The sequence below is a fragment of the Pantoea sp. GCM10028869 genome (assembly GCF_042666835.1).
GTDB classification, from domain to species: domain Bacteria; phylum Pseudomonadota; class Gammaproteobacteria; order Enterobacterales; family Enterobacteriaceae; genus Pantoea; species Pantoea leporis.
The window spans coordinates 83974-107435 of sequence record NZ_JBHTGO010000012.1 but is presented as its reverse complement, the minus strand read 5'-3'; the positions used below and the strand labels follow the sequence as shown (position 1 = coordinate 107435).

General features: G+C 56.2%; 23 protein-coding genes. 15 read left to right on the top strand and 8 right to left on the bottom strand.

All coding sequences use genetic code 11. The features are described from left to right. Window positions 1-8 precede the first annotated feature (8 nt). The 3 genes from glgC (at window position 9) to glgP (ending at window position 5267) form a co-directional block, all read left to right on the top strand. Window positions 9-1301, top strand: a complete 1293-nt coding sequence (glgC, locus tag ACFQW4_RS22365) for a glucose-1-phosphate adenylyltransferase (RefSeq protein WP_377727700.1) — start codon at window positions 9-11, stop codon at window positions 1299-1301. 63 nt (window positions 1302-1364) lie between these two features. Then, window positions 1365-2798, top strand: coding sequence for a glycogen synthase GlgA (gene glgA, locus ACFQW4_RS22360; protein WP_101763108.1), 1434 nt, complete (start codon window positions 1365-1367; stop codon window positions 2796-2798). 21 nt (window positions 2799-2819) lie between these two features. Continuing rightward, window positions 2820-5267: a glycogen phosphorylase gene (glgP, locus tag ACFQW4_RS22355; protein ID WP_101763107.1), complete on the top strand. Its 2448-nt coding sequence runs from the start codon at window positions 2820-2822 to the stop codon at window positions 5265-5267. 183 nt (window positions 5268-5450) lie between these two features. Here glgP and ACFQW4_RS22350 read toward each other — a convergent pair whose 3' ends face one another. Both ACFQW4_RS22350 and ACFQW4_RS22345 read right to left on the bottom strand, forming a co-directional pair. After that, complete coding sequence (locus tag ACFQW4_RS22350) at window positions 5451-6008, bottom strand: DcrB family lipoprotein (RefSeq protein WP_137384946.1); 558 nt, start codon at window positions 6006-6008, stop codon at window positions 5451-5453. Between the two features lie 116 nt (window positions 6009-6124). Then, window positions 6125-6790 (bottom strand): 7-cyano-7-deazaguanine/7-aminomethyl-7-deazaguanine transporter, encoded by a 666-nt coding sequence (locus tag ACFQW4_RS22345; RefSeq protein ID WP_137384947.1) that lies wholly within the window; start codon window positions 6788-6790, stop codon window positions 6125-6127. 193 nt (window positions 6791-6983) lie between these two features. Here ACFQW4_RS22345 and tusA point away from each other — a divergent pair, with 193 nt between their 5' ends. After that, window positions 6984-7229 (top strand): sulfurtransferase TusA, encoded by a 246-nt coding sequence (gene tusA, locus ACFQW4_RS22340; protein ID WP_036649974.1) that lies wholly within the window; start codon window positions 6984-6986, stop codon window positions 7227-7229. Here the strand turns inward: tusA and ACFQW4_RS22335 are convergent. After that, a complete protein-coding gene (locus ACFQW4_RS22335) occupies window positions 7226-9502 on the bottom strand; it encodes a zinc/cadmium/mercury/lead-transporting ATPase (RefSeq protein WP_377727694.1) in 2277 nt (758 codons plus the stop codon). The two genes, tusA and ACFQW4_RS22335, sit on opposite strands and share 4 nt — an antisense overlap. Window positions 9503-9594: 92 nt before the next feature. Continuing rightward, window positions 9595-10224, bottom strand: a complete 630-nt coding sequence (locus ACFQW4_RS22330; RefSeq protein WP_101763104.1) for a lysoplasmalogenase — start codon at window positions 10222-10224, stop codon at window positions 9595-9597. 164 nt (window positions 10225-10388) lie between these two features. Here ACFQW4_RS22330 and ACFQW4_RS22325 point away from each other — a divergent pair, with 164 nt between their 5' ends. After that, the gene (locus tag ACFQW4_RS22325) at window positions 10389-10745 is read left to right on the top strand and encodes a DUF2500 domain-containing protein (protein ID WP_377727690.1); all 357 of its coding nucleotides are present in this window, start codon (window positions 10389-10391) and stop codon (window positions 10743-10745) included. 40 nt (window positions 10746-10785) lie between these two features. Here ACFQW4_RS22325 and ACFQW4_RS22320 read toward each other — a convergent pair whose 3' ends face one another. Together ACFQW4_RS22320 and rsmD are read right to left on the bottom strand one after the other, a co-directional pair. Next, window positions 10786-11055: a DUF1145 family protein gene (locus ACFQW4_RS22320; RefSeq protein ID WP_008109883.1), complete on the bottom strand. Its 270-nt coding sequence runs from the start codon at window positions 11053-11055 to the stop codon at window positions 10786-10788. Continuing rightward, window positions 11045-11644, bottom strand: coding sequence for a 16S rRNA (guanine(966)-N(2))-methyltransferase (rsmD, locus tag ACFQW4_RS22315; RefSeq protein ID WP_377727688.1), 600 nt, complete (start codon window positions 11642-11644; stop codon window positions 11045-11047). The genes ACFQW4_RS22320 and rsmD overlap by 11 nt, the downstream gene beginning before the upstream one ends. A gap of 232 nt (window positions 11645-11876) precedes the next feature. On the opposite strand from rsmD, the gene ftsY reads away from it, so the two are divergent. The 4 genes from ftsY (at window position 11877) to rpoH (ending at window position 16066) form a co-directional block, all read left to right on the top strand. Next, entirely contained in the window at window positions 11877-13322 is a 1446-nt protein-coding gene (ftsY, locus tag ACFQW4_RS22310; RefSeq protein ID WP_377727685.1) for a signal recognition particle-docking protein FtsY, read from the top strand. Window positions 13323-13327: 5 nt separating this feature from the next. Beyond that, window positions 13328-13996 carry a cell division ATP-binding protein FtsE gene (ftsE, locus tag ACFQW4_RS22305; protein ID WP_377727682.1) on the top strand — a complete coding sequence of 223 codons (669 nt, stop codon included), beginning with the start codon at window positions 13328-13330 and terminating at the stop codon, window positions 13994-13996. Beyond that, on the top strand, window positions 13986-14969 hold the full coding sequence (gene ftsX, locus ACFQW4_RS22300; RefSeq protein WP_101763100.1) for a permease-like cell division protein FtsX: 984 nt from the start codon (window positions 13986-13988) through the stop codon (window positions 14967-14969). Before ftsE ends, ftsX begins: the two co-directional genes overlap by 11 nt. A 239-nt stretch (window positions 14970-15208) precedes the next feature. Beyond that, on the top strand, window positions 15209-16066 hold the full coding sequence (gene rpoH, locus ACFQW4_RS22295; RefSeq protein ID WP_064737937.1) for an RNA polymerase sigma factor RpoH: 858 nt from the start codon (window positions 15209-15211) through the stop codon (window positions 16064-16066). A 95-nt stretch (window positions 16067-16161) separates the two neighbouring features. Here the strand turns inward: rpoH and panM are convergent, their stop codons facing one another. After that, on the bottom strand, window positions 16162-16548 hold the full coding sequence (panM, locus tag ACFQW4_RS22290; protein WP_192236041.1) for an aspartate 1-decarboxylase autocleavage activator PanM: 387 nt from the start codon (window positions 16546-16548) through the stop codon (window positions 16162-16164). An 85-nt stretch (window positions 16549-16633) separates the two neighbouring features. Continuing rightward, window positions 16634-16759, bottom strand: coding sequence for a hypothetical protein (locus ACFQW4_RS22285; protein ID WP_377727676.1), 126 nt, complete (start codon window positions 16757-16759; stop codon window positions 16634-16636). 191 nt (window positions 16760-16950) lie between these two features. On the opposite strand from ACFQW4_RS22285, the gene ACFQW4_RS22280 reads away from it, so the two are divergent. From ACFQW4_RS22280 to ugpB, 6 genes are all read left to right on the top strand, one after another. Further along, entirely contained in the window at window positions 16951-18078 is a 1128-nt protein-coding gene (locus tag ACFQW4_RS22280) for a branched-chain amino acid ABC transporter substrate-binding protein (protein ID WP_061718403.1), read from the top strand. Window positions 18079-18144: 66 nt separating this feature from the next. Continuing rightward, complete coding sequence (livH, locus tag ACFQW4_RS22275) at window positions 18145-19071, top strand: high-affinity branched-chain amino acid ABC transporter permease LivH (RefSeq protein WP_377727672.1); 927 nt, start codon at window positions 18145-18147, stop codon at window positions 19069-19071. After that, window positions 19068-20339, top strand: a complete 1272-nt coding sequence (locus ACFQW4_RS22270) for a high-affinity branched-chain amino acid ABC transporter permease LivM (protein WP_377727669.1) — start codon at window positions 19068-19070, stop codon at window positions 20337-20339. Before livH ends, ACFQW4_RS22270 begins: the two co-directional genes overlap by 4 nt. Beyond that, window positions 20336-21103: a high-affinity branched-chain amino acid ABC transporter ATP-binding protein LivG gene (livG, locus tag ACFQW4_RS22265; protein ID WP_110868131.1), complete on the top strand. Its 768-nt coding sequence runs from the start codon at window positions 20336-20338 to the stop codon at window positions 21101-21103. Before ACFQW4_RS22270 ends, livG begins: the two co-directional genes overlap by 4 nt. A 1-nt stretch (window position 21104) precedes the next feature. After that, window positions 21105-21818, top strand: coding sequence for a high-affinity branched-chain amino acid ABC transporter ATP-binding protein LivF (livF, locus tag ACFQW4_RS22260; protein ID WP_101763094.1), 714 nt, complete (start codon window positions 21105-21107; stop codon window positions 21816-21818). A gap of 291 nt (window positions 21819-22109) precedes the next feature. Further along, window positions 22110-23426, top strand: coding sequence for a sn-glycerol-3-phosphate ABC transporter substrate-binding protein UgpB (gene ugpB / locus ACFQW4_RS22255; protein ID WP_377727664.1), 1317 nt, complete (start codon window positions 22110-22112; stop codon window positions 23424-23426). The last annotated feature ends 36 nt before the right edge of the window (window positions 23427-23462 follow it).

The window sequence follows — 23462 nt, the reverse complement described above, 5'->3', positions numbered from 1 at the left end:
AGTCAGACATGGTGAAATTAGATAGAACAGATCATCTGATGCTGGCGCGCCAGCTCCCTACACAAACGGTCGCCCTGATCCTTGCTGGCGGGCGCGGTACGCGCCTGAAAGATCTCACCGCGAAACGCGCCAAACCTGCCGTGCACTTCGGTGGCAAGTTCCGCATCATCGACTTTGCGCTGTCCAACTGCATCAACTCGGGCATTCGGCGCATCGGCGTGATCACCCAATATCAGTCGCATACGCTGGTGCAACACATCCAGCGTGGCTGGTCGCTGTTCAACGAAGAGATGAACGAGTTTGTCGATCTGCTGCCGGCGCAGCAGCGTGCCGCTACCGAACATTGGTATCGCGGGACTGCCGATGCGGTGACGCAAAACCTCGACATTATTCGCCGCTATAACGCGCAGTACATCGTGATCCTCGCCGGGGATCACATCTACAAAATGGATTACTCGCGCATGCTGCTCGACCACGTCGATCGCGGTGCCAAATGCACCATCGCCTGCTTGCCGGTGCCGTTAGCTGAAGCCACGGCGTTTGGAGTGATGGCGGTGGATGCCGAAAACAACGTGATCGATTTTGTCGAAAAACCGCCGAAGCCGCCGTCAATGCCGGGTGACGATACCCGCGCGCTGGCCAGCATGGGCATTTATGTGTTCAACGCCGATTACCTTTACCAGCTGCTGGAAGAGGATCTGCATGTAGCCGATTCCAGCCATGATTTTGGCAAAGATCTGCTGCCGAAAATTGTCGCCAGCGGCGAGGCGTATGCGCACTCCTTCACGCTCTCCTGCGTGCAGGTTGATGAAAACGCTGAGCCGTACTGGCGCGACGTCGGAACGCTGGAAGCTTACTGGCGCGCCAATCTCGATTTAGCGTCGGTCACGCCTGAGCTGGATATGTACGATCATAGCTGGCCGATTCGTACCCACATGGAGCCGCTGCCGCCGGCGAAATTTGTTCAGGATCGATCCGGTAGCCACGGCATGACAATGAATTCGCTGGTCTCGGGCGGCTGCATCATCTCCGGTTCGGTGGTGGTGAACTCGGTGCTGTTCCCGCGTATTCGCATCAACTCGTTTTGCAATATTGATTCCGCAGTGCTGCTGCCTGATGTGGTGGTTGGCCGATCGTGTCGTCTGCGTCGCTGCGTGATCGATCGCGCCTGCGAACTGCCAGAAGGCATGGTCATTGGCGAAAACCCCGACGAAGACAGCCGTCGTTTTTACCGTTCTAAAGAGGGCATCGTACTGGTGACGCGCGCCATGCTGGCCAAATTGGCCGGAGGCGGTCAGTAAGTGACGAAAGAATATAGAGAAAATTGCCGCGTGGAACGTGTGCGATAACAATAGGGGTTCAGGATGCAGGTTTTACATGTCTGTTCAGAGCTTTTCCCGCTGTTGAAAACCGGCGGACTGGCTGATGTCGTCGGTGCATTACCACAGGCGCAAATAGCCGATGGTACGGATGCGCGGGTGTTGATTCCCGCCTTTCCGGATCTGCGTAAAGGGATTCCTGATACAGAGGTCCTGGCGGAGTTGCAAACTTTTGCGGGACCGGTACGCTTACTTTTTGGACAATTTAACGGCGTTGGTATTTATTTAATCGATGCGCCGGGATTGTATGAACGTCCCGGCAGCCCGTATCACGATACGTCGCAGTTTGCTTACGTCGATAACTATCTGCGTTTTGCGCTGCTGGGCTGGATGGGCGCCGAGATTGCCAGCGGGCTGGATACCGACTGGCAGCCAGATATTGTGCATGCGCACGACTGGCATGCTGGCTTAACCTGCGCCTATATTGCGGCGCGCGGGCGTCCGGCGAAAACGGTGTTCACCGTGCATAATCTAGCGTATCAAGGGCTGTTTTCGGCGCGTCATCTGGATGAGATCCAGATCCCGCGCGCGTTCTTCGACATGCATGGACTGGAGTTCTTCGGGCAAATTTCCTACCTCAAGGCGGGGCTGTTCTTTGCCGATCACATTACGGCGGTCAGCCCGACTTACGCGCTGGAGATTACCCGACCGGAATTTGGTTACGGCATGGAATCACTGCTCGAACAGCGACTGCGTGAAGGGCGCCTGAGCGGGATTCTGAACGGCGTCGATCCGGGCATCTGGGACCCGGCGCACGACCTCCTGCTCACCGCGCGATACGACAGCGAAACGCTGGAGAGCAAAGCGGAGAACAAGCGCCAGCTGCAAATTGCCATGGGCCTGAAGGTGGATGATAAAGCACCGGTGTTCTGCGTCATCAGCCGTCTGACCAAACAGAAAGGGCTGGATCTGGTGCTGGAAGCGCTACCGGGCTTACTGGCGCAGGGCGGACAGTTGGTGCTGCTCGGCCAGGGCGATGCGGAGCTGCAGCAAGGTTTCCTTGCGGCGGCGGCGGAGCATCCGGGCCGCGTTGGCGTGCAGATTGGTTATCACGAAGCCTTCTCGCACCGCATTGTTGGCGGCGCGGATGTGATTATGGTGCCGAGCCGTTTTGAGCCGTGCGGCTTAACCCAGCTGTATGGTTTGAAATACGGTACGCTGCCGCTGGTGCGTCGCACTGGCGGACTGGCGGATACGGTGCAAGACAGCTCGCTTGAGAATCTGGCGGATGGCGTCGCCAGCGGTTTCACCTTTGAAGACAGTAATGCCTGGTCGCTGCTGCGGGCGATTCGGCGCGCATTTGTTCTGTGGTCTCGTCCTGCACTCTGGCGTTACGTTCAGCGGCAGGCGATGGGGATGGATTTTAGTTGGCAGGTGGCAGCACAAGCCTACCGCGATCTTTATCAACGTTTGCTGTAATGAGAGATTGGGATACTTGATATGAATGCACCTTTCACCTATGCCTCACCCACCCTGACGGTTGATGCACTGAAGCACTCAATCGCCTATAAGCTGATGTTTACTATTGGTAAAGATCCATCGATCGCGAATAAGCATGAGTGGCTCAACGCCGCGCTGCTGGCGGTGCGTGATCGCATGGTGGAACGCTGGCTGCGCTCCAGTCGCGCGCAGCTCTCACAGGATGTGCGGCAGGTTTATTACCTGTCGATGGAGTTCCTGATGGGGCGCACGCTCGGCAACGCGTTGCTGGCGATGGGCATTTATGAGGATCTCAATCAGGCGCTGGAAGAGATGGGCCTCGACCTCAGCGAACTGATGGAAGAGGAGAACGATCCCGGCCTCGGTAACGGCGGTTTGGGACGTTTGGCGGCCTGCTTCCTGGATTCGCTCGCCACGCTCGGTTTACCGGGGCGCGGCTACGGCATTCGTTATGACTACGGCATGTTTAAGCAGAATATCGTTGACGGCCAGCAGCGCGAATCGCCGGATTACTGGCTGGAGTACGGCAATCCGTGGGAATTCCAGCGCTTTAACACGCGCTACAAAGTGCGCTTCGGCGGCCGTCTGCAACATGAAGGCGCGCGGGTGCGCTGGGTGGAAACCGAGGAGATCGTGGCGATGGCTTACGATCAAATCATTCCCGGTTTTGATACCGATGCCACCAACACGCTGCGCTTGTGGGGCGCGCAGGCCAGTAACGAAATCAACCTCGGTAAGTTCAACCAGGGTGATTACTTCGCCGCGGTAGAAGATAAAAACCACTCGGAAAACGTGTCGCGCGTGCTCTATCCCGATGATTCCACCTATTCGGGGCGCGAGCTGCGCCTGCGTCAGGAGTATTTCCTCGTCTCCTCGACGGTGCAGGATATTCTCAATCGTCACTGGCAGATGCATGAAACCTGGGACAATTTGCCGGACAAAATTGCCATCCACCTCAACGATACGCATCCGGTGCTGGCGATCCCGGAACTGATGCGCATACTGATCGACGAGCAGAAATTCAGCTGGGACGATGCCTTTGAAGTGACCTGTCAGGTGTTCTCCTACACCAACCACACGCTGATGACGGAAGCGCTGGAAACCTGGCCAGTGGATATGATTGGCAAGATCCTGCCGCGTCATCTCAGCATTATTTTTGAAATTAACGACTACTTCCTGAAAACCATTCAGGAATATTACCCGGATGATTGGGAGCTGTTAGCGCGCATCTCGATCATCGATGAGAACGACGGCCGCCGCATTCGCATGGCGTGGCTGGCGGTGGTGGTGAGCCACAAAGTTAACGGTGTGTCAGAGTTGCACTCCAACTTGATGGTGCAATCGCTGTTCGCTGACTTCGCGCGTCTGTTCCCGGGCCGTTTCTGCAATAAAACTAACGGCGTGACGCCACGTCGCTGGCTGGCGCTGGCGAATCCGGCGCTCTCCGAGGTGCTGGACGAGGCGATTGGCCGCAACTGGCGCACCGATCTTGGCCAGCTCAACGAATTGACCACGCAGATCGATTATCCGGCCTTTATCCAGCAGATCGCCGACGCCAAGTTTGCCAACAAAAAACGCCTGGCGGATTGGGTGGCGAAGAACATGGATATCGTGCTCGATCCGCATGCGCTGTTTGATGTGCAGATCAAGCGCATCCACGAATACAAACGCCAGCTGCTGAACGTGCTGCACGTGATTACGCGCTACAACCGCATCAAGGCCGATCCCAGCGCCGAATGGGTGCCGCGCGTTAATCTCTTCGCCGGCAAAGCGGCGTCGGCCTATTACGTGGCGAAACACATCATTCACTTGATCAACGATGTCGCCAATGTGATCAACAACGATCCGCAGGTGAAGAACAAGCTGAAGGTGGTGTTCATTCCAAACTATGGTGTGAGCCTGGCGCAGATCATCATTCCGGCGGCGGATCTCTCCGAACAGATCTCCACTGCCGGTACCGAAGCCTCTGGTACCAGTAACATGAAGTTTGCGCTGAACGGCGCGTTAACCATCGGTACGCTGGATGGTGCCAACGTTGAGATGCTGGAGCATGTCGGCAAGGAGAATATCTTTATCTTCGGCAACACTACGCCGCAGGTTGAGAAGCTGCGCACCGACGGTTACAACCCGCGTAAGTATTATGAGGATGATCCTGAGCTGCATCAGGCGCTGACGCAAATCGCCAGCGGGGTGTTCAGCCCGCAGGAGCCAGGGCGCTATCGCAATCTGTTTGATGCGCTGGTGAACTTCGGCGATCACTATCAGCTGCTGGCGGATTACCGCAGCTATGTGGACACGCAGGACAAGGTGGACAAGCTGTATCGCCAGCCGGATAAGTGGCAGCGCAGCGCGGCGCTGAATATCGCCAATATGGGTTATTTCTCGTCGGACCGCACCATTCAGGAATATGCGGATGAGATCTGGCACATTTCGCCAGTGAGATTGTAAGGCGAGGATTGCAGAACCAAGTCGCCATGAATGGCGACCCTACGTGAACACCCAAATCGATACCCAAAATCATTTGGACGGCAGGAAGGCGGCAAATGAGCGAATCCCCGGGAGCTTACTTTAGTAAGTGACCGGGGTGAACGAATGCAGCCAACGCACCTGCCGTTCGAAGGATGAAGGGTATTATTTCAACGTGATGCTTTTGACGATGCTATCTGCATCGCTTTGCGCTTGCTGCTGGTTGTCGGCTGGCAAGGTAATTTGCAGCGTCAGCAGTTTGCCATCCACTTTCGCCAGAATCACCGAAGACCATGAGGTCTGATTGTTGGCAGAAATCACCGTATCCAGCTGCTGTGCCGGCTGGTCTTTCAGCGTCACCGCTTTATTAGACACCACCTGCAGCTGTGGGTCGCGACCGCGCTGCTGCTGTTCCAGACGCTGTGCCAGCGCATCAAGCGCTTCGTTGGTGGGATCGCCGGCAATCACAATAATCGCGCGCTGACCGGTTTCGTCGGCATAGACGTGCATGTTGGTGGATTCAGAGCCGAGCTTGCCGCTCTTGTCAGACATGCCCGCCGGCAAAGAGAAACTCAGTTTGCCGTCCATCAGGTTAACCGTCTGGGCCGACTGGCTGGCGCTCGCACCGTTACTGTTCGCTGCCGCATCATCTTTCTTCTGGTCACATGCCGCCAGGCCGATAACCAACAGGCCAATACCCACATATTTCACTACGTTACGCATTCTTTTCCCTTTTACATGATTCCAGTCAGCCGTTATACAAGCGGATTTAGTTAGCAAAAGCAACCGCCGGAGTGTCAGGAAATCTTAGCGTAATGCGGCATTTAGTGTATGTGCAATTAGCCGAAATTGATCTGCTGCTGTGCGGAACGTTCGGCTAAGCGCTTCAGCATGGCATTTAGCAGCACGCCGTAAGCGGGCAGGAAGAAGATCATGCAGATCAGCACTTTGAAGCTGTAATCCACCAGTGCGATTTCGACCCAATGCGTGGCCATAAACGGATCTGGGCTCTTGTAGAAGGCGATGAAAAAGAAGGCCAGCGTATCGCTGATATTACCGAGGAACATCGCTGCCGCTGGCGCAATCCACCACTGCGATAAACGGCGCAAACGGTTAAAAACGTGCACGTCGAGGATTTGTCCCAGCGCATAAGCCATAAAGCTGGCGCAGGCGATACGGGCAACAAACAGATTCACCTCTTCCAGTGACGCCCAACCTTGCCATTCGCCCTGATAGAACACGCAGGAAACAATGTAGGAGATCACTAGCGCGGGAATCATCACCGCCAGAATAATGCGACGTGCCAGCGGCGCGCCAAAGATGCGCACGGTCAGATCGGTGGCGAGGAAAATAAACGGAAAGCTAAACGCGCCCCATGTGGTGTGGAAGCCGAAGATGGAAACCGGCAGCTGGACCAGATAGTTACTGGAGGTGATCACCAGCAGATGAAATAGCGATAGCCAAAACAGCGCATGCATGCGCTGACGAGCAGAGAAGTTAATCATTGTAAGCCTTTTTAGTGATGGGGTGAGGGAACCCAGGTTCGTGCATTGGCACGGTGGTAAATAAAAAATCGGCGGCATCTTAACGCGTTGCGCAATTTATGCAATGGTTAATTTTAACGCAATCGTTATCGCCTTGCGTTGGCTTATTCGCGCGCTAGAATGAGCGCCCATCCCTAACAACTGACAGAGAATCATGAGCGATCCCTTTTCTGCGCCTGACCATCAGCTTGATGCCCTTGGCCTGCGCTGCCCGGAGCCGGTAATGATGGTGCGTAAAACCGTGCGCAGCATGCAGGCCGGTGAAACCTTGCTGATCATTGCTGACGATCCCGCCACCACGCGCGATATCCCCGGTTTCTGCCGCTTTATGGAGCATGAGTTGCTGGCACAGCAGACCGAAAGCCTGCCGTACCAGTTTCTAATTAAAAAAGGCGCCTAACGCTGGCGCAGCAAGCGCAGCGCGTTGGCTGTCACCAGTGCGGTGGCACCGGAATCCGCTAAGACCGCCAGCCACAAACCGGTGAAGCCGAGCAGCGTGGTGACCAGAAAAATCGCCTTTAATCCCAACGCCAGTGCCACGTTCTGACGAATGATGGCGCGCGTGCGCCGTGCCAGCACAATGGTGCGCGGCAGAATCGCCAGCTGATTTTGCGTTAATGCCGCATCTGCGGCTTCCAGCGCCACATCAGTGCCGCTGCCCATCGCAATGCCGATGGTGGCGGCTTTCATGGCGGGCGCATCGTTAATGCCATCGCCGACCATTGCCAATGCGTGCTGTGTGCCTAACGTCCTCACCGCCGCAACTTTATCGGCGGGCAGTAAACCTGCGCGGTAATCGATGTTGAGCGTAGCGGCAATGGCCGCAGCCGCGCGTGGGTTGTCACCAGTCAGCATCACGCTGTTAACGCCAAGCTTCTTCAGTTCAGACAGCGCACTGAGGGCTTCAGGGCGCAACTGGTCCTGCAAGGCTAACGCGCCGAGAACCTGCTGCTCCTGCAACAGCAGCACCACGGTTTGGCCTTGCGCTTCCAGCTGAGCAATCTGCTGCTGTTGTGCATTATCAAGATGGCTGACTTCGCGCGGCGTCAGCAGTTGATAGGTCACGCCATCTATCGCAGCGCGAATGCCACTGCCGGCCAGCGTTTGCTGCTGTGCAGCTTGCGGAAGCCTGAGCGCGCGCCGCTCGGCCTCGCTAACAATCGCCCGCGCCAGCGGATGGGTGGAACCCTGTTCAACGGCGGCGGCGATGGTGAGCAAGTTGTTTTCCGCCATCGCGGCAAATGGCTGGATGTGGCTGATCTGCGGTTTACCGGCGGTCAGTGTGCCGGTTTTGTCGAACGCCATCATACTCACGCGACTGAGGCGCTCCAGCGCCGCGCCGCCTTTGATCAGTGCGCCCTGACGCGCGGCAGCAGCCAGGCCGGAAGTGATGGCCGCGGGCGTGGAGATCACCAGCGCACAAGGGCAACCAATCAGCAACAGCGTCAGCCCTTTATAAATCCACGGCAACCACGCATCAAAACCCAGCAGCGGCGGCAGCACCATCACCAGCAGCGCCAGCAGCATAATGGCGGGCGTATAGATGCGGCTGAAGCGATCGATAAAGCGCTCAACCGGCGCACGATGGGTTTCGGCTTCCTCAATCAGTTGCAGGATGCGGTCAATGGCACTTTGGCCCGGCTGGGAAATGACTTTCAGCGTCACCAGACGATCAAGGCTGGTGGCACCGGCCATGATCTGCTCGCCTGGCTCACGCGCTACCGGCAGCGATTCGCCGGTCAACGCGCTTTCATCAAAGCTGGCGCTGGCGTGCAGCAGTTCGCCATCGGCCGGTAAACGTCCGCCGGCCGCCACTTCAATCACATCGCCGGGCTGCAGCGCTTCTAAGCGGACGTTTTCCCGCTGTGTGCCGTTAATGCGCGTGGCGGTAGCGGGACGCAGCGCCATCAGCGCGGTGACGCCAAGGCGTGCGCGTGTGGCGGCGTACGCTTCGAGGCGTTCACCCAGTTGAAACAGCAGCAGCACCATCGCGGCTTCGGCGTGCGCGCCAATCACCAGCGCACCAGCGGCGGCAATGGTCATCAGCATCTCAATGCTGAACGGCGAACCGCTGCGCAGCAGTTTCCAGGCGCTGCGCGCGATCGGCGCTAAACCTAACAACGTGGTGGCGATAAACAGGCGATCGCCCCAAACCGGCGAAAGCTGGCTCAGCAGCCAACTGGCTAGCATCAGTACGCCAAGCAGCAGCAAACCGACGTTTTCCTGCCAGCGGCTTTCGGGTTGTGGCGGCAATGTGGAATCACTGGCGCTCAGCGTGAAGCCGGCATTTTTCACCACCTGTTCAATGATGGCGTGGATATCCTGGTCGGCATCGACCACCAGTTTTTCACTGGCAAAAATCACGCGTGCTTTTTGAACCTGCGGTACACGTTGCACGGCGGTTTCGATTTTGCGCGCGCAGCTGGGGCAATCCATGCCCGCAATCTGCCAGCGGAATTGATGTGAAGAGAGGGCGGGCCTATCGCTTTCGGCGTCGCTTTCGCCGCCTGGCGAGCCGCTGTCGCTGTCACAGCAGCCGCAATCGCTGTCTGGCGTGATGGGCTGCGCCGCGGAGATGTTCAATGTTGCGGGTTTTACGCTGCGAATCGAGCACAGCGGCTGTGGCTGACGGTGTGATTTGCCACAGCGGCAAGGGTGAGCATGTTGATGCATGTAACCTCCGGAATCAGGGGCGGGCTGTTGCCCGCACCCTAATGCTACACTCTGGAGTGGACTCCAGAGTCAAGCGGAAGGTAAGGTTATCTTCAGTAGAGCCACAGTGAACGCACAATCATGAAGTGACCGGCGAAGTAGCAAGCGGCGACGATGGCGCTATCGGCGCTGAAACGGCGGCGATAATGCGAGATAAACCAGACAATATTGGCTAACAGCAGCAACGCGGCACCCACCAGCAGCGAGAAACTGAAGTCAGTTGGACGGAAGAAGTAGTTCTCCGCCGCCATCCAGTTCATCACTAGCGTCATGCCGATCAAGGTGCAGATAGGCCAGCGCAGATCTTCCAGTTTGCTCCACAGAATCCCGATAACGATCACGCCAATGATCAGGAAGGTGAGGGGAATCGGCCAGAAGAAACTCATGGTCATGTGTGCGGCAAAACTGATGGTGTACAGCAGATGCGACAGGAAGAATGCGCCCAGCGCATAGAGCATTTGCTGACGCGGTAACAGCATTAACGCGTCACCCACCAGCGTGGCGACCAGCCCGGCCAGAATCAAATAATCGGTGGTGTTGAAGGTTGGCGCTTGCCACGCCCAGGCAACGAGCAACAGTAAGGTGACAGGTTTAAATAGCCAGCGTTGCCATTGCGGACCGCGGTATGAAGCATCGACGTAAAGCCAGCCGGAAAAAAGTACGGCAAGGAAAGACCAAAGCATGTTTTCTCCCTTTTCTGGACGAAATGTCCGCCAGTTTGATGAATTTTCCCAAAATCACGATCTCAGTGTAAGTTACCGGCGCCAAATGTGACAATCAGCCGACTCTGGTTGTATGCTTTGTCGTCTTTACCCGTTCCGAATCAACGCAAAGCACGAGATAAATCATGAGCAAACCACCGCTAATCTTTTTCATCGTACTGGCCATTATTGCCGTTTTGGCGACCCGTCAGTTTATTAAACAGCGCCGCGAAACGGCGGTGAACGATGCCTCGCCGGTGCGCTCGCTGAGCGTGGAAGTGAAAACCAAACGCGAATTTCCGTCGCCCAATCGCCGTTCACGTCAGCGTGAAGAGATTGTGGCGGAAGAGATGAAATATGAAGCCTGGTTCCATCCGTTGAACGGTGCCAGCGATATTAAAGTGACAATGAATGCGAACCAGTATCACCAGATCGATAAGGGCGCTAAGGGCGAGTTGAAGATGAAAGGCACGCGTTTTGTGAGTTTTACTCCGGCCCAATAGGGCCGCCATTCATTGCGACCTGACTATAAACCGCACGAAACTACATCTTCGGATAATGCTTTTTCTGCCACGCCAGCAGCTCAAACACGCCAAAAAAGAAGATCTTCGCCTGGGTTACGCCGCTCAGTTTTGGGGCGTCTTTTGGCTGGGTGGCGCGCAGCAACACCAGCTGCAGGCCGTGCATAATCACCATAAAGAACAGCGCCACGTGCACGAAATAGCGCAGCGGCGTTGGGAAAGGTTGCACCAGATTGAGCAATAAAAAGGCCCAGACGCAAATCATCAGCAAACGTCCCAAATTAAGCCACATCGTGCGTCTCCTGCTGTTGGCGTTGATATAAGCGATACGCCACCTGACCGGCAATCTTCTCGCGGTACAAATCCCAATTTGCGGGTGCGACAGGTGTGCCATTTTCCACTTCGCTCTCGACATAAATCAGCGCTTCAGCCGCTAACCAGCCATTTTGCTCCAGCAGCGACAATGTTTCCTGTAACAGCCCTTTACGGAAAGGCGGGTCAACAAACACCACGTCAAACGGTTCGCCCGGCTGGCTTAACCACTGCAGCGTGTTGGTTTGCACCACTTTTGCCTGCGTAGCACGCAGCGTTTGCAGATTCTGTGACAGCTGTTGCGCCACCGAACGCTCCAGCTCCAGCAGCGTGGCCGACGCTGCATAGCGAGACAGCGCTTCCAGCCCTAACGCGCCGCTGCCGGCGAAGCAATCGAGGCAGCGCGCTTCCTGAATATCCGGCGCCAGCCAGTTAAACAGGGTTTCACGTACGCGATCGGTGGTCGGGCGCAAACCTGCGCTATCCGGCACCGGTAATTTACGGCCGCGCCACTGACCGCCAATGATGCGGATCTGGCCAGGGCTGCTGCTGCGGGGGGATTTACTCATTTCGCTCACAACTCGTCATATTTTGTTGCGTAGTTTAACGGGCGTAGCGGGCAGAAGAAACGTTAAAAAAGGGTGCTGTGGTGCGCTGGCTGGAAAGTGTTAGACTACTGAGTTGGTATAGCGCGCGTAATTACCTGATTTTTACGCCGCTCACCCGCTTAAAATTGAATATTTTATCCCCTGGGAACAAGCGTGCTACCGGGAATAAGCCATCGAGGAGTAGGGTCACACAATGGCAAAAGAGAAAAAACGCGGCTTTTTTTCCTGGTTAGGCTTTGGCAAAGAAGAAGAGACGCAACAACCTGCTGAAGAGCAGCAGCAAACTGCCGAGGTGGTCGCTGAGCCTGCCGTTGAAGAGAGTGCGCTCGATCGCGCCGAAGCGCAGGCTGTTGAAACCGTCGCCGTCACCGAACAGGTGGCGGAACAGCAGCAGGTTGAACCGGAACTGATTGAAGAGCCGGTCATCGAGCCGCAGGAACCTGAGCCGGTTACCGCAATCGTTGAAGAGGTGCTGCCAGAAGAGATAGCAGCGCCGGATGTGGCACCTATCGAAGAAGAGCCGCAGCTGGAAGAGCTGGCGCTTGATGAGCCTGAACTGCATGAAGAAGCGCCATTAACTGACGAAGAACTGGAAGCGCTGGCGTTAGCGGAAACCTATGCGGAAGATGCTGAGCTAGCCGAAGCCACGCAGGATACCGTGGGCGATCTGCCGCTGGCCGCTGCGCCAATCATCGCGCAGGAGCAGGAGCGTCCAACCAAAGAGGGCTTCTTCGCCCGACTGAAACGCAGCCTGGTAAAAACCCGCGAAAACCTCGGTTCGGGCTTTATCAGCCTGTTCCGCGGCAAGAAAATCGATGACGATCTGTTTGAAGAGCTGGAAGAGCAGCTGCTGATTGCCGACGTTGGCGTCGAAACCACCCGCCGCATCATCACCAATCTGACACAACAGGCCAACCGCAAGCAGCTACGCGATGCGGAAGCGCTGTATGGCCTGCTGAAAGCGGAAATGTCCGGTATTCTGGAAAAAGTGGATCAGCCGCTGGAAGTGGGTGGCAAAATGCCATTCGTCATCCTGATGGTGGGCGTCAACGGCGTGGGTAAAACCACCACCATCGGTAAGCTGGCGCGTCAGTATCAGGCGCAGGGCAAATCGGTGATGCTGGCAGCGGGCGATACCTTCCGTGCCGCCGCCGTTGAGCAGCTGCAGGTCTGGGGCCAGCGCAACAACATTCCTGTGGTGGCGCAGCATACCGGCGCAGATTCTGCCTCGGTGATTTTTGACGCCATCCAGGCGGCCAAGTCGCGCAATGTGGATGTACTGATCGCCGATACCGCGGGTCGTCTGCAGAACAAATCGCACCTGATGGAAGAGCTGAAGAAAATTACCCGCGTGATGAAGAAGCTGGACGAAGATGCGCCGCATGAAGTGATGCTGACGCTCGACGCCAGCACCGGGCAAAACGCTATCAGCCAGGCCAAACTGTTCCATGAAGCGGTGGGCCTGACCGGCATCACCCTGACGAAACTGGATGGAACCGCCAAAGGTGGCGTGATCTTCTCGGTTGCCGATCAGTTCGGCATTCCGATTCGTTATATCGGTGTTGGGGAAGGCATCGAGGATTTACGGCCGTTTAAGGCCGCAGACTTTATTGAGGCACTGTTTGCCCGAGAGGAATGATTGGGATGATTCGCTTTGAAGAGGTCAGTAAAGCTTACCTGGGAGGACGTCAGGCGCTGCAGGGAGTGGATTTCCATCTGCGTCCCGGCGAAATGGCGTTCCTGACCGGCCATTCCGGTGCGGGGAAAAGTACCTTACTAAAGCTGATTTGTGGCATTGAGCGCCCGAGCGCCGGGCAGATCTGGTTTAGCGGCCACGATATTTCGCGTCTGCGTCACGGCGAAGTGCCTTTCCTGCGACGTCAAATCGGCATGATTTTCCAGGATCACCATTTGTTGATGGATCGTTCGGTCTACGACAACGTGGCGATCCCGCTGATCATTTCCGGTGCCAGCGGCGAAGATATTCGTCGGCGCGTGTCGGCCGCGCTGGATAAAGTCGGCCTGCTCGACAAAGCGAAAAGCTATCCGATTCAGCTCTCTGGCGGTGAACAGCAGCGCGTCGGCATTGCCCGCGCGGTGGTGAACAAGCCTGCGGTGCTGCTGGCGGATGAACCCACCGGTAACCTCGACAATGCGCTGTCGGAAGATATCTTGCGCCTGTTCGAAGAGTTCAACCGCGTTGGTGTCACGGTGTTGATGGCAACGCACGATGTCGGGCTGATTGCACGCCGGAATTACCGCGTGATGACGCTTAATCAGGGACGTCTGCACGGAGGCCACGATGGTCAATAAACGCAACAAGCGCGCACCAGCGCCGAAGGCGAAACAACCCTCTAAAAGCAAGGCGCTGAAAGGCGGCTGGCAGGAACAGTGGCGCTATGCGCTGCGCGGCACGCTGTCGGATATGTGGCGTCAGCCGCTGGCGACGCTGCTGACGGTGATGGTGATCGCCATTTCCCTGACGCTGCCGAGCGTGTGCTACATGGTGTGGAAGAACGTCAGCCAGGCGGCGACGCAGTGGTATCCCGCGCCGCAGCTAACGGTTTATCTGGATAAAGCGCTGGATGACACTGCAGCGGAGAATGTCACCGCGCAGCTCAAGCAGCTCGATGGCGTGGACAACGTCAACTATCTGACGCGTGAAGAAGCGTTGAATGAGTTCCGCAACTGGTCTGGTTTTGGTGGTTCGATGGACATGCTGGAGCAGAATCCGCTGCCGGCGGTGGCCATCATCACGCCGAAACTTAATTTCCAGAATTCGGACACCATGGCGAATCTACGCGATCGCGTATCTAAAGTGCAGGGCGTTGATGAAGTGCGTATGGATGACAGCTGGTTCGCGCGTTTAGCGGCGCTAACCGGGCTGGTGGGACAGATTGCCTCAATGATTGGCCTGCTGATGGTGGTTGCGGTGTTCCTGGTGATCGGCAACAGCGTGCGGCTCAGCATCTTTGCGCGGCGCGATACTATTAACGTGCAGAAGCTGATTGGTGCCACCGACGGCTTTATCCTGCGTCCATTCCTGTACGGCGGTGCGCTGTTAGGTTTGGGCGGCGCGGTGCTGTCGCTGCTGCTCTCCGAAGTGCTGGTGTTGCGCCTGCAATCGGTGGTGGCGCAAGTAGCAACCGTATTCGGTACCACCTTTGTGCTCGAGGGTTTTTCCTGGGATGAAGGGCTGCTGTTACTGCTGATCGCCGCCATCATCGGCTGGATTGCCGCATGGCTGGCAACAGTGCAACATTTACGCCGTTTTACGCCGCAGTAACCAAAAGCAACGTTTTTTGCTATACTCTTCCTCTGCTGCCGACGACCTGGGAGCAGAGGAATTCTCCTATATCCCCCGCCGTCATCTGTGTGTAAAATATTCACTGCTATAATTGAACTTGTGGATAACTTTGTCGTCCAAGTAGCACAGATTGCTTCTGGTTTTTTCGCGACGTTGACATAATGTAGCGTCTGCGCAAGGAACTGTGCAGCAAGTCCATTGAATTTGTGAGGGTTTGAATGACCAAAGAAATGCAAACTTTAGCGATTGCTCCTCTGGGTAACCTGGAATCTTACGTTCGGGCTGCCAACAACTGGCCGGTGCTGACGGCAGAAGAGGAAAAAGCATTGGCTGAGCGGCTGCATTACCAGGGCGATCTGGATGCAGCAAAGACGCTGATCCTGTCTCACCTGCGCTTTGTTGTTCATATTGCTCGTAACTACTCCGGTTACGGCTTGCCGCAGGCGGACCTGATTCAGGAAGGCAACATCGGCCTGATGAAGGCGGTGCGTCGCTTCAACCCTGAAGTCGGCGTGCGTCTGGTGTCGTTCGCCGTGCACTGGATTAAAGCAGAGATTCACGAATACGTGCTGCGTAACTGGCGTATCGTGAAAGTCGCGACCACCAAAGCGCAGCGCAAGCTGTTCTTTAACCTGCGTAAAAGCAAACAGCGTCTCGGTTGGTTTAACCAGGACGAAGTAGAAATGGTCGCACGCGAGCTGGGCGTGAGCAGTAAAGACGTGCTGGAAATGGAATCGCGCATGGCTGCGCAGGATATGACTTTCGACATGTCATCTGATGACGAAGCAGGCGAAGGTAAAGCGATGGCGCCGGTGCTGTATCTGCAGGATAAAACCTCTGACTTTGCCGATGGCATCGAAGAGGACAACTGGGATGCACATGCGGCTGATAAGCTGAGCGATGCGATGCTGAGCCTCGACGAGCGTAGTCAGGACATTATCCGTGCCCGCTGGCTGGACGATGACAACAAAACCACGCTGCAGGAGTTGGCCGACAAATACGGCGTCTCTGCGGAGCGCGTGCGTCAGCTGGAAAAGAACGCCATGAAGAAACTGCGTGTGGCGATTGAAGCCTGATAGTGATCGGGTGGAAAAACGGGGCGACTTTTAAGTCGCCCTTTTTATTACCTGGTCGCTACGCAACATGCTCAGACATTCCGCGCGACATCCTTTCAACGTACCCAACCATCAGCCTGCGCACGAAAACCACAAGCCTGCATAAACGCCGCACGCACCCCCTGATCGGCGTCGCCGTCATCGGCAATCCACCAATCTGCTAACGCGCTATTCTGCGCGATTGTCTCTTCCAGCAAGTATTGCCCCACGCCACGTCGACGCGTGACTTCGCGAACGTTGAGGTGGGTGATTTTCCCCTGCGTGCCGCTGAGGGTCAGCTGCAGCGCCGCCAGTAATCGGTCGTTAAAACGCGCCGCATACAAACGCTGCGTGTCGCTGAGTTGTGCTTCCAGTTGCACAATATCGATTTCCGGCCAGACTTTAGCTAAATCGATACGATCCTGAGCGGTTAACGATGCTAAGCGCTGGATTGTCAGCTTCATACCTAATACCTGTACTAGTGCAAAGGCGATAGTGTAGCGAATTTAGACAGTCAGAGCGCTGTCACTTTTTTCTGATGAAAATAGGTCAAATGCCGGTCAGTTTGCCAGGATTGTGGAGTAAGCCATCAACGATAGTTGAAAAAGCCAGCATAATGCGCTGGTATCCTGCTGAAAAATCGGCCATAACAACCAGACGATTCTGCTGATCCACTCAGTCAATTCTGAATATGTCAGTTGATTTACAGAAGAAAGTTCCTGTTTAATAACCTGAAAAATAAAGCCTTATTACCTATAAATGCCAGAAAAGCGTGCTAACCCATTATTGCAGAATGAGTTTTCCTCTTTGACTGGCAGAAAATAAACAATCACAACAAACACGACACAACAGATGGGGAAGTTCGCATGAAAATGAGTAAAGGACGCGCACTACTGGCGGGCTGCGTTGCCCTGGCGATGAGCCATGCAGCGCTGGCTAAAGACATCAAAATTGCCATCGTAGGCGCATCAACCGGTCCGGTCGCGCAGTACGGTGACATGCAGTTTACCGGTGCCGCGCAGGCGATTAAGGACATCAACGCCAAAGGCGGCGTTAACGGTGACAAACTGGTTGGCGTGGAATATGACGATGCCTGTGACCCGAAACAAGCGGTTGCGGTTGCCAACAAAGTGGTTAACGACGGCATCAAATACGTTATCGGCCATCTGTGCTCCTCCTCTACTCAGCCAGCTTCAGACATCTATAACGATGAAGGCGTGCTGATGATCACCCCAGCCGCTACCGCGCCTGAACTGACTGCGCGTGGCTATGCTGACGTGCTGCGTACTACCGGTCTGGATTCCGATCAGGGCCCAACGGCGGCGACCTACATCCTCGACCACATCAAACCAAAACGTATCGCTGTGGTGCATGACAAACAGCAATATGGTCAGGGTCTGGCGGAATCGGTGCAGAAAACCCTGAAAGCCAAAGGCGGCAACGTGGTGCTGTTTGAAGGTATCACCGCCGGTGATAAAGACTTTTCCACGCTGATTGCGCGTCTGAAGAAAGAAAACGTCGATTTCGTTTACTACGGTGGCTATTACCCGGAGCTGGGCCAGATTCTGCGTCAAGCAAAATCCGCTGGCCTGAATGCCGGTTTCATGGGTCCGGAAGGCGTGGGCAACGCTTCCCTGTCTAACATCGCTGGCGATGCGTCTGAAGGCCTGTTCGTGACCCTGCCGAAACGTTATGACCAGCTGCCAGAGAACAAGGCGATTGTTGATGCGATTAAAGCCAACACCGCGTCTAACCGCAAAGATCCAACCGGTCCGTTCGTCTGGACCACCTACGCGGCGATTCAGTCGCTGGTGGCCGGAATCGAACGCAGCAAGAGCGATGAGCCCGATGCGATTGCGAAGAACCTGAAAGAGGGCGCTGCCGTTCCAACCGTGATGGGCAACCTGAACTGGGATGAGAAAGGTGACCTGAAGGGCTTCGAATTTGGTGTCTTCAAATGGCACAAAGACGGCTCTTCTACCGCAGTTAAGTAATCCCCCAAAATTCCCTTTCCCGCACGCGGGAGAGGGAATTATTCAGCTCCAGAGCAGGTCCTCACTATGTCCGAGCAGTTTCTCTATTTTATTCAGCAGATGTTCAACGGGGTGACCCTCGGGAGCACCTACGCGCTGATCGCCATCGGTTACACCATGGTTTACGGCATTATCGGCATGATCAACTTCGCCCACGGCGAGGTGTATATGATCGGTAGCTATGTCTCCTTTATCGTGATTGCCGCCCTGATGATGATGGGCATCGATACCTCGTGGCTGATGATCGCCGCCGGTTTCGTGATGGCGGTGATCATCTCCAGCGCCTATGGCTGGAGCATCGAGCGCGTGGCGTACCGGCCGGTGCGATCGTCCAAGCGCCTGATCGCGCTGATCTCCGCGATCGGGATGTCGATCTTCCTGCAAAACTACGTCAGCCTGACGCAAGGCTCGCGCGATCTTGCGCTGCCAAGCCTGATCACCGGCCAGTGGACGTTGGGCGAGAGCAACGGCTTTGCGGCCACGCTCTCCACCATGCAACTGGTGATTTGGGTGGTGACCTTCCTGTCGATGCTGGCGCTGACGCTGTTTATCCGTTATTCGCGCATGGGCCGCGCCTGCCGCGCCTGTGCAGAAGACCTGAAAATGGCCAGCCTGCTGGGCATCAACACCGACCGCGTTATCTCTCTCACCTTTATCATTGGTGCGGCGATGGCGGCGGTGGCGGGCGTATTGCTCGGTCAATTCTACGGCTCGATTAACCCGTTCATCGGCTTTATGGTCGGGATGAAAGCCTTCACCGCCGCGGTATTAGGCGGTATCGGCAGTATTCCAGGCGCGATGATTGGCGGCCTGGTGCTGGGTATCGCAGAAGCGCTTACCTCGGCGTATCTGTCGACCGAATATAAAGATGTGGTCTCCTTCGCGCTGCTGATTGTGGTGCTGCTGGTAATGCCAACCGGGATTCTTGGCCGTCCGGAGGTGGAGAAAGTATGAAACGCCTCGGTTTGGTCAACGCCGTGATCTCCACGGTGATGTTGCTGATTCTCGCTACTTTCTTTATGGGCGTGCGCCTCGATCTGGACGGCACCAAACTGGTGGTCGCCAATGCGGGCGCGGTACGCTGGAACTGGATCTTCATTGGCTGTGCGGTGGTGTTTGTCTTCCAGCTGCTGCGTCCGCTGGTGCAGGGTAAATTCAAACGCAGCGGCAAAGGTTTTGTTCTGCCGGGTTTTGATGGATCAACGCCAAAGCAGAAGCTGTTGATGGCGCTGGTGATTGCCGCCGCCGTTATCTGGCCGTTTCTGGTCTCGCGCGGCAGCGTCGATATCGCCACGCTGACGCTGATCTACGTAATGCTCGGGCTCGGGTTGAACGTGGTGGTGGGTTTGTCTGGTTTGCTGGTGCTGGGCTACGGCGGTTTTTATGCCATCGGCGCTTACACCTTCGCGTTGCTTAATCACTATTACGGTTTTGGTTTCTGGGAAAGTCTGCCGCTGGCCGGTTTAGTCGCCGGTGCGTTTGGCCTGATGCTCGGCTTCCCGGTGCTGCGCCTGCGCGGTGACTATCTGGCGATCGTCACGCTCGGCTTCGGTGAAATCGTGCGTATTCTGCTGCTGAATAATACCGCGATCACCGGCGGCCCGAACGGCATCGCGCAGATTCCCAAGCCCAGTCTGTTTGGTCTGGAGTTTGGCCGCCGCGTCAGTGAAGGCGGCTGGAGCACTTTCCATGATTTCTTCGGCCTGAAATACGATCCCAGCGACCGCGTGATTTTCCTCTATCTGGTGGCGCTGCTGCTGGTGGTGCTGACGCTGTTTGTGATCAACCGTTTGCTGCGTATGCCGCTGGGCCGCGCGTGGGAAGCGTTGCGTGAAGATGAGATCGCCTGCCGTTCGCTCGGCCTGAGCCCAACGCGCATCAAGCTGACGGCTTTCACCATCAGCGCCGTGTTCGCCGGCTTCGCGGGGACGCTGTTCGCTGCACGTCAGGGCTTCGTCAGCCCGGAATCCTTCACCTTCGTCGAATCGGCCTTTGTGCTGGCGATTGTGGTGTTGGGCGGCATGGGTTCGCAGCTGGCAGTGATCCTTGCAGCGATTCTGCTGGTGGTATCACGCGAGCTGATGCGTGATTTGAACGAGTACAGCATGCTGGTGCTCGGCGGTTTGATGGTGCTGATGATGATATGGCGTCCGCAAGGTCTGCTGCCGATGAAGCGTCCGCATCTGAAGATGAAAAGCAGTAAACAAGGAGAGCAGGCATGAGTCAGCCTTTATTAGCCGTTGAAGGCCTGATGATGCGCTTCGGCGGCCTGTTAGCCGTCAACAACGTGGCGCTTGAGCTGCATCCACAGGAAATTGTTTCGCTGATCGGCCCGAACGGTGCCGGTAAAACCACGGTGTTCAACTGCCTGACCGGTTTCTACAAACCGACCGGCGGCACCATCAAACTGCGCGATCAACAACTGCAAGGTTTGCCAGGCCAGAAGATTGCGCGCATGGGCATTGTGCGTACCTTCCAGCATGTGCGTCTGTTCCGTGAAATGACGGTGATTGAGAACCTGCTGGTGGCGCAACATCAGCACCTGAAAAGCGGCGTGTTCTCCGGCTTGTTCAAAACCCCGGCTTTCCGTCGCGGTGAGAGCGAAGCGCTGGATCGCGCGGCAACCTGGCTTGAACGCATCGGTTTGCTGGATCTGGCTAACCGTCAGGCGGGTAACCTTGCTTATGGTCAGCAGCGTCGTCTGGAGATTGCGCGCTGCATGGTGACGCGTCCGGAAATCCTGATGCTGGATGAACCGGCGGCCGGTCTTAACCCGCGTGAAACGCACGAACTTGATGAGCTGATCGCCGAACTGCGCGGTGAGCACAAGGTTTCCGTGCTGCTGATTGAACACGATATGAAGCTGGTGATGGGCATTTCTGACCGCATTTACGTGGTGAATCAGGGAACGCCGCTGGCTAACGGCACGCCGGAACAGGTGCGTAACAATCCGGATGTGATCCGTGCTTATTTAGGTGAGGCGTAACATGGCAAACCCGATTTTAACTTTGCAGAATGTCAGCGCCCATTACGGTCCGATTCAGGCGCTGCACAACATTAATCTGCACATCAATCAGGGTGAAATCGTCACGCTGATCGGTGCCAACGGCGCGGGTAAAACCACGTTGCTCGGCACTTTGTGTGGCGAACCACGCGCCACCAGCGGCACCATCACCTTTGATGGTAAAACAATCACCGACTGGCAAACCGCGAAAATCATGCGTGAAGCGATTGCCATCGTGCCGGAAGGCCGTCGGGTGTTTTCGCGCATGACGGTGGAAGAGAACCTGGCGATGGGCGGTTTTTTCGCCACGCGTCAGCAGTATCTGGAGCGTATCGATCGCGTTTATCAGCTGTTTTCACGGCTGGCAGAACGTAAAGCACAGCGCGCGGGCACCATGTCTGGCGGTGAGCAGCAGATGCTGGCGATTGGTCGCGCGTTGATGAGCCAGCCGCGTTTGCTGCTGCTGGATGAGCCGTCGTTGGGTTTGGCGCCGATTATCATTCAGCAGATCTTCGACACCATTGAGCAGCTGCGTAAAGAGGGCATGACCATCTTCCTCGTCGAGCAGAACGCCAACCAGGCGCTGAAGCTGGCAGATCGCGGCTATGTGCTGGAGAACGGCCACGTGGTGCTGGAGGACAGCGGCGAAGCGCTGCTGTCCAACGAAGCGGTGCGGAGTGCTTATTTAGGCGCTTAAGTTGGTGCTCGCTGTCCCCCATCCCGGCCTTCCCCCCGCAAGCGGGGGGAAGGAGACGCTGCCACATGCCACTCCCAACTCACATATAGCAGCATCTTCCTCCCCCATTAATGGGGGAGGACCGAGGAGGGGGACAGCGAGCACGCACGAGAGGACACCCAGCACTCCTAACCCACCTGTCACATCCCCGTCATAAACCTGTTATTAATCCGTCATTTCCCCGTGTCATGTTACGTCGCGAACTAAAAAATGCGCGTATTCGCGCGTACTTAACAGCACAGGAAAAACCTTATGTCCGCTTTTACGCTTCGTCCCCGCCTGATGAGTGTCTTGCTCGGCCTGGCGCTCAGCGGTAATGCGCTGGCTGCAACTGAGATCCCTTTCTGGCACTCAATGGAAGGCGAGTTAGGCAAAGAAGTTGATTCTCTGGCACAACGTTTTAACCAGGCTCATCCCGATTACAAAATCGTTCCGACTTACAAAGGCAACTACGAGCAGAGCTTAGCGGCGGGTATCGCGGCAGTGCGCGCCGGTAAAGCACCTGCGCTGCTGCAGGTGTATGAAGTCGGTACGGCGACCATGATGGCGTCAAAAGCTATCGTGCCGGTCAACCAGGTGTTTAAAGACGCCGGCGTGCAAATGGATCCCAGGCAGTTCGTGCCAGCCGTTGCCGGTTACTACAGCGACAGCAAAGGCCAGCTGATCTCGCAGCCGTTCAACAGCTCCACGCCGGTGCTGTACTACAACAAAGATGCGTTCAAAAAAGCCGGTCTGAACCCGGATCAGCCACCAAAAACCTGGCAGGAGCTGGCGAAAGACGCCGAAGCGCTGCGCAAAGCGGGCCTGACCTGCGGTTACGCCAGCGGCTGGCAGGGCTGGATTCAGATTGAAAACTTCAGCGCCTGGCATGCGCTGCCGGTCGCCACCAAAAATAACGGCTTTGACGGTACCGATGCTGTACTTGAATTCAACAAGCCGGTGCAGGTGCGCCACATCGAAATGCTGGAAGCGATGAACAAGAAGGGGGATTTCACCTACTTCGGTCGCAAAGATGAATCCACCGCCAAGTTCTACAACGGCGATTGCGGCATCACCACCGCGTCTTCCGGTTCGCTGGCCGACATCAAACACTACGCCAAATTTAACTTCGGCGTTGGCATGATGCCGTACGATGAAACCGTTCCGAACGCACCGCAAAACGCCATCATTGGCGGCGCGAGCCTGTGGGTGATGAAAGGCAAAGATGCCAACACCTACAAAGGCGCGGCGGAGTTCATGAAGTTCCTCGCACAGCCGGAAATCGCTGCCGAATGGCACCAGAAAACCGGTTATCTGCCTATCACCACCGCCGCATACGAACTGACTAAGCAACAGGGCTTCTATGACAAGAACCCCGGCGCAGACATCGCTACGCGTCAGATGCTGAACAAAGATCCGCTGCCGTTCACCAAAGGTATGCGTCTGGGCAACATGCCACAGATTCGTACCATCGTGGACGAAGAGCTGGAAAGCGTGTGGACCGGCAAACAGGCGCCGCAAGCCGCGCTGGATAACGCTGTGAAACGCGGTAACGAACTGCTGCGCCGTTTTGAGCAGCAAGTGAAGTAACGCTGTTATCTCGGGGCCGACGCCTGGCGTTCGCCC